6 protein-coding genes and 1 pseudogene are annotated in these 5,022 nt (G+C 67.4%); 4 read left to right on the top strand and 3 right to left on the bottom strand.

What is annotated here, in order from left to right:
• Positions 1-58: 58 nt before the first annotated feature.
• Both AC2VOG_RS15260 and AC2VOG_RS15265 read right to left on the bottom strand, forming a co-directional pair.
• Positions 59-829 carry a DUF2182 domain-containing protein gene (locus AC2VOG_RS15260; protein ID WP_007170247.1) on the bottom strand — a complete coding sequence of 257 codons (771 nt, stop codon included), beginning with the start codon at positions 827-829 and terminating at the stop codon, positions 59-61.
• Positions 830-832: 3 nt separating this feature from the next.
• The gene (locus AC2VOG_RS15265) at positions 833-1,264 is read right to left on the bottom strand and encodes a heavy metal-responsive transcriptional regulator (RefSeq protein WP_007170246.1); all 432 of its coding nucleotides are present in this window, start codon (positions 1,262-1,264) and stop codon (positions 833-835) included.
• Between the two features lie 121 nt (positions 1,265-1,385).
• On the opposite strand from AC2VOG_RS15265, the gene AC2VOG_RS15270 reads away from it, so the two are divergent.
• From AC2VOG_RS15270 to AC2VOG_RS15285, 4 genes are all read left to right on the top strand, one after another.
• Entirely contained in the window at positions 1,386-1,682 is a 297-nt protein-coding gene (locus AC2VOG_RS15270; RefSeq protein ID WP_033718771.1) for a DUF1490 family protein, read from the top strand.
• Positions 1,683-1,737: 55 nt separating this feature from the next.
• Positions 1,738-4,107 carry a heavy metal translocating P-type ATPase gene (locus AC2VOG_RS15275; RefSeq protein WP_486940722.1) on the top strand — a complete coding sequence of 790 codons (2,370 nt, stop codon included), beginning with the start codon at positions 1,738-1,740 and terminating at the stop codon, positions 4,105-4,107.
• Positions 4,108-4,118: 11 nt separating this feature from the next.
• Entirely contained in the window at positions 4,119-4,457 is a 339-nt protein-coding gene (locus AC2VOG_RS15280) for a transposase (RefSeq protein ID WP_033718757.1), read from the top strand.
• 143 nt (positions 4,458-4,600) lie between these two features.
• Positions 4,601-4,864 (top strand): hypothetical protein, encoded by a 264-nt coding sequence (locus tag AC2VOG_RS15285; RefSeq protein ID WP_007172605.1) that lies wholly within the window; start codon positions 4,601-4,603, stop codon positions 4,862-4,864.
• Here AC2VOG_RS15285 and AC2VOG_RS15290 read toward each other — a convergent pair.
• Positions 4,861-5,022, bottom strand: a pseudogene (locus tag AC2VOG_RS15290) (YnfA family protein); the annotation flags it as partial. The gene AC2VOG_RS15285 and the pseudogene AC2VOG_RS15290 sit on opposite strands and share 4 nt — an antisense overlap.

Here is a 5,022-nt window from a genome sequence, read left to right on the forward strand (position 1 = left end):
GCTAAAGCGCAGGGGCGGGTGCGTGGTTGTGTCGTCGTCGTCATGACTTAACTCCTCGCTAGACAAGGTTGATGACCAACGCGGGGTGCACCAGCAGCACAACGCCAAGGATTACGAGCACCGCCCCCGTGACGCGCGTGAGCCAATCGCCGAAGGAGGCGACTCGCTCCAGCCAGATCACCACCGAGAGCGCCAGCATCCACGCCAATTGCATGGTGCCGAAGGCGATCATGACTACGAACAGCATCCAGCAGCTGCCCAGACAAAAGACGCCGTAGCGCCCACCGGCACGAAGCGCCCGGGCCGGGCTGTCGTGGTACTTGCCGCACGGCGGGGAAACCGACAATGGCCAGTAGCAGTGCCGCAGGCACGCTGCTTTCAGCGGCGTGAGCTGATAGATCCCGGCGGCCAGCGCTATGGCGCCGGCCAGGCGGCCGACCCACGGTGATCCGTGTGCCAGTGGCCCGTTGAGGTGGCTCCACGCCCAGAAGGCGGGGATCCCGGTGGCGCTCCACAGGGCCAGGTATCCGGCGACGAAGACGATCGCTGGAGCGGCGCTGCCGGTGGCGGCGCGGGCGTAGGCGCGAACGACGGGCAGGACCGCAGGAAGCATCATCGCGGCCATCATGGCCACCCACGCGATGAGGAAACCGGCGAACGACATCATTGGCGCGGTCTCCATGGGCATTCCTGGCTCGGTGTCCATAGACATGGCGTCGCCGGTCATGCTGACCACTGACCACCACCAGCCCACCCCCGCCACACCCAGCAGGGCGGCCGGCAACCACGCATCAGTCCATGACCACTCACGCATTTCGGTGCTGTTCATGGTCTAGTGGCCGGGACCGACGGTGGCGTCGGCATCCAGGTCGCTTTCCAGAATCCAGCACACCGTGGACTGGTCATGTTCGGTGGGCGCGGCGTGCGCCGCGTGGTCGAGAAGGGTCTGCAGGTGGCCTTCGAGGGCGACCAGTTCGGCGATCTGCGCGCGGACTTGGTCCAGACGGGTGTGCAGGACCTGTTGCACGTGCCCGCACGGCACCTCACCGCGGTCGTGGATCGCCAGGATTTGGCGCACCTTCTGCAAGGTCAGCCCGGCGGCTTGGCCCCGATGGATGAACCGCAGCCGATCCACGACCTCGGGCCCGTAGTCGCGGTACCCCGACGCCGTGCGTGCCGGTGGCGGGAGCAGCCCCGCGTTCTCGTAGAAGCGAATGGTTTTCGCGCTGGTATTGCTGAGTTTCGCTAGTTCGCCGATCTGCATGGAACCCATCCTTGACCTTCCACTGTACTGGAAGGTCAAGGATGGGTTCGTGTCGCTCCGCAGCGACCGTGGCCGACTGGTCACCGTTTGGCGGTGCAACGACGGGAAGGGAGTGCTTGGTATGGCGTGGCATGGGTTCTTGATGAAGGCGGCGCCCACGGTGGTAACCGGGGTGGTGGGGGTTGCGGCGTATGAGGCAGTGCGCACGGCCGTGGCGAAGGTTCCGTTGCGCACGGCAACCGTTGCTGTGACCGCGTGGGGCATCCGGGCCGCCCGCGAAGCGCAGCGCACGGCCGAAACGAACACGGAACAGATCCGATTGACGGTCGCCGACGTGGTTGCCGAGGCACGAGAGCGCGCCGGAGAGGACACCGAACCGGCGATCGTGACGAGCCCGGGCGACGGCCATGACGACTGAGGTCCTGCCGGCCGCCGACGCCACGGCGACGGTCGTATCGGACGCGTCCGGGCGGATGCGGCTGCGCATCACCGGATTTCATGTCGATGCGGTCCGGGCCGTCGCGATCGAGGAGACTCTGGCCACGGTGCCCGGTGTGCAGGCGGTGACGGCCTATCCGCGCACGGCATCGGTGGTGATCCAGTATTCGCCGCAGCGCTGCGACACCGCGGCGGTGCTGTCGGCGATCGGCGTAGCCGAGCACATCCCTGCAGAGTTGGTGCCCACCCGTGCCCCGCATTCCGGCGATGCGCGCACCCCCGGGGTGGTGCGCAAGGCCATCGGTGGACTCCGCCGATTACTGGGCGCCCGGCCCGATAGCGACGCGCCGCGCGACACCGAGGGTAGTGGCGGCTGCGGGCAGGGACAGGGCGGTGCGTGCGGCACGGCGTCCTCGGGTGAACTGAACAGGCGTGAGCAGCGGAACTGGTTGCGGCGGTTGTGGCTGGCCATGCCGTTGGCGCTGCTGGCGTCGGTGTCGACGATGGTGTTCGGCGCCTATCCGTGGGCGGGGTGGTTGGCGTTCGCGGCGACGGTACCGGTGCAATTCGTCGCCGAGTGGCCGTTCCTGCGCGGCGCGGTGCAACAGGCGCGGGCGGGAAGCGCCAACATGGACACGCTGATCACACTGGGCACATTGACCGCATTCGGCTACTCCACGTATGAGTTGTTCGCCGGTGGCGCACTGTTCTTCGAGACGGCGGCGCTGATCATTGCGTTCGTGGTGCTGGGTCGCTATTTCGAGGCCAGATCCACGAGCAAGGCGTCGGAGGCGATCGGCAAGCTTTTGGAGATGGGCGCCAAGGAAGCCTGCCTGCTCGTCGGCGGGCAAGAAATTCTCGTGCCGGTTGATCAGGTACAAGTCGGAGACCTGGTACGGGTACGGCCTGGGGAGAAGATCCCGGTCGACGGCGAGATCACCGACGGGCGCGCCGTCGTCGATGAGTCAATGCTGACCGGCGAGTCCGTCCCGGTCGAAAAATCGGTGGGCGACCGTGTTGCCGGTGCGACGGTCAACATCGACGGGCTGCTGACCGTGCGCGCCACCGCCGTCGGCGCCGATACCGCACTGGCGCAGATTGTGCGCCTGGTCGAGCAGGCACAGGGCGGCAAGGCGCCGGTACAGCGACTGGCTGACCGCGTCTCGGCGGTGTTCGTCCCGGCCGTCGTCGGGGTTGCCGCGGTGACATTTGCCGGGTGGACGCTGATCGCCGCCAACCCAGTCGCCGGTATGACCGCCGCGGTCGCGGTGCTGATCATCGCGTGCCCCTGTGCGCTGGGCCTGGCCACCCCGACGGCGATCACGGTCGGCACCGGCCGCGGCGCGGAACTGGGGATCCTGGTCAAAGGCGGCGAGGTAATGGAAGCCTCGAAGAAGATCGACACCGTGGTCTTCGACAAAACCGGCACGCTGACCCGCGCCCAGATGCGGGTCACCGATGTGATTGCCGGCAAGCGGCGCCAGCCCAATCTGGTGCTGCGAATCGCCGCCGCGGTCGAGTCGGGCTCCGAGCACCCCATCGGCACAGCGATCGTCGCGGCCGCGCGCGAGCTGGGGTTGCAGATTCCGGCCACGACGGCGTTCACCAGCCTCGCCGGCCACGGGGTGCAGGCCCAGATCGACGGCCGCACCGTGCTGGTCGGACGTCGCACACTTGTCGACGATCACGATTTGGTTCTGCCTGAGCACCTTTCTGCGGCGGCCGCCGAACTCGAAGAGCAAGGCCGCACCGCGGTGTTCGTCGGCCGCGACGACCACGTTGTGGGCGTGCTCGCCGTCGCTGACACGGTCAAGGACGACGCCGCCGACGTGGTCGCTCAACTGCAAGCCATGGGCCTGCAGGTCGCCATGATCACCGGCGACAACGCCCGCACGGCCGCCGCGATCGCCACGCAGGTCGGCATCGATCACGTCCTGGCTGAGGTGCTGCCGCAGGACAAGGTCACCGAAATCGAGCGGCTACAAGACCAGGGGCGGGTGGTCGCGATGGTGGGCGACGGCGTCAACGACGCCCCCGCGCTGGTGCAGGCCGATCTGGGCATCGCGATCGGCACCGGCACCGACGTGGCCATCGAGGCCTCCGACATCACGCTGATGTCCGACCGGCTCGACGGTGTTGTGGAGGCGATCGCGCTCTCCCGGCAGACGCTGCGCACCATCCACCAGAACCTTGGCTGGGCCTTCGGCTACAACACCGCCGCGATCCCCCTAGCCGCACTCGGTCTGCTCAACCCGATCATCGCGGGAGCGGCGATGGGGCTCTCCTCGGTCAGCGTGGTCACCAACTCGCTGCGGCTACGCCGCTTCGGCCGCCACACCCGACAAGGATCGCCCCAGACCGCCCACATGGTGGACATCCCAGATAGCGCGACGTGGGATTCGTGAAGCCAGTAGGTATGCCACAACATCGGCGCTCATTCACCCCGCAGTATCGAGTCACGGCCGCGCACATGGTGATCGACGGGCAGCGGCGAGTCGCTGAGGTAGCCCGCCAGCTAAACGTGGACACGAGCCTGCTGCATACATGGGTGCGCGATGAGCGGTGGCTGATGTCCCAGGCCCGCAGCGGTGACGGCCAGCGGCCAGATGTCGCTGGCGAACAGCCGCTTTCGGTCCAGGAGCGAGCGGATTTGGTCCGGCTAGGGCAGACCGCAGCCGAGCAGGCGCAAGAAATGGCCGGCATAGACGCGTCTCGGCACACTTTGCGACCGCAGCAGCGGCGAGCCGCGGCTTGAACTCGCCGCAAGGGAGTGCGCCTGCCACGGCGTACCCGAAATCGCCGAGCTACCGGGCGCGTCGAACTCCGGCTGCAACTGTCACCGGGTCGCGAAAATTGACCCACCTGAGATGCTAATGACGGGTGTTGGGAGACCGTGGGATGCGGATTGAGATTCTGAGCAGCCCGGGCTGTCCGAACGCGGCAACGGCCCATGAAATGCTGGTCGACTGTTTGGCCGTGGTCGGGATCAACACGGCGATCGTTGAGCGGGTCGGACCCTTTCCGTCACCGTCGATACTGATTGACGGCACCGATGTGATGCGTCCCGATCGGCCGCCGACGGGTGACGTCTGTCGGTTGGATCTGCCCAGCCGTGACGTCATACTGACCGCGCTGCGACGGGCGATTGCGGCCGAAAGCTAGTGGCCGCGAGGAGCGTACATGTTCACGGCAACGCCGGCCAGGAAAACCAGGGGCGCCAAGCACGTCCCAGCGGCCGGGTCGGAACCCCCCGAGGGCCATACCCCACGCCAGCGAGCCGCCGACGAACACGCCTCCCCGTAGGCGGCCAGGATCCGGCC

It is taken from the genome of Mycobacterium sp. TH-M11 (assembly GCF_057473725.1).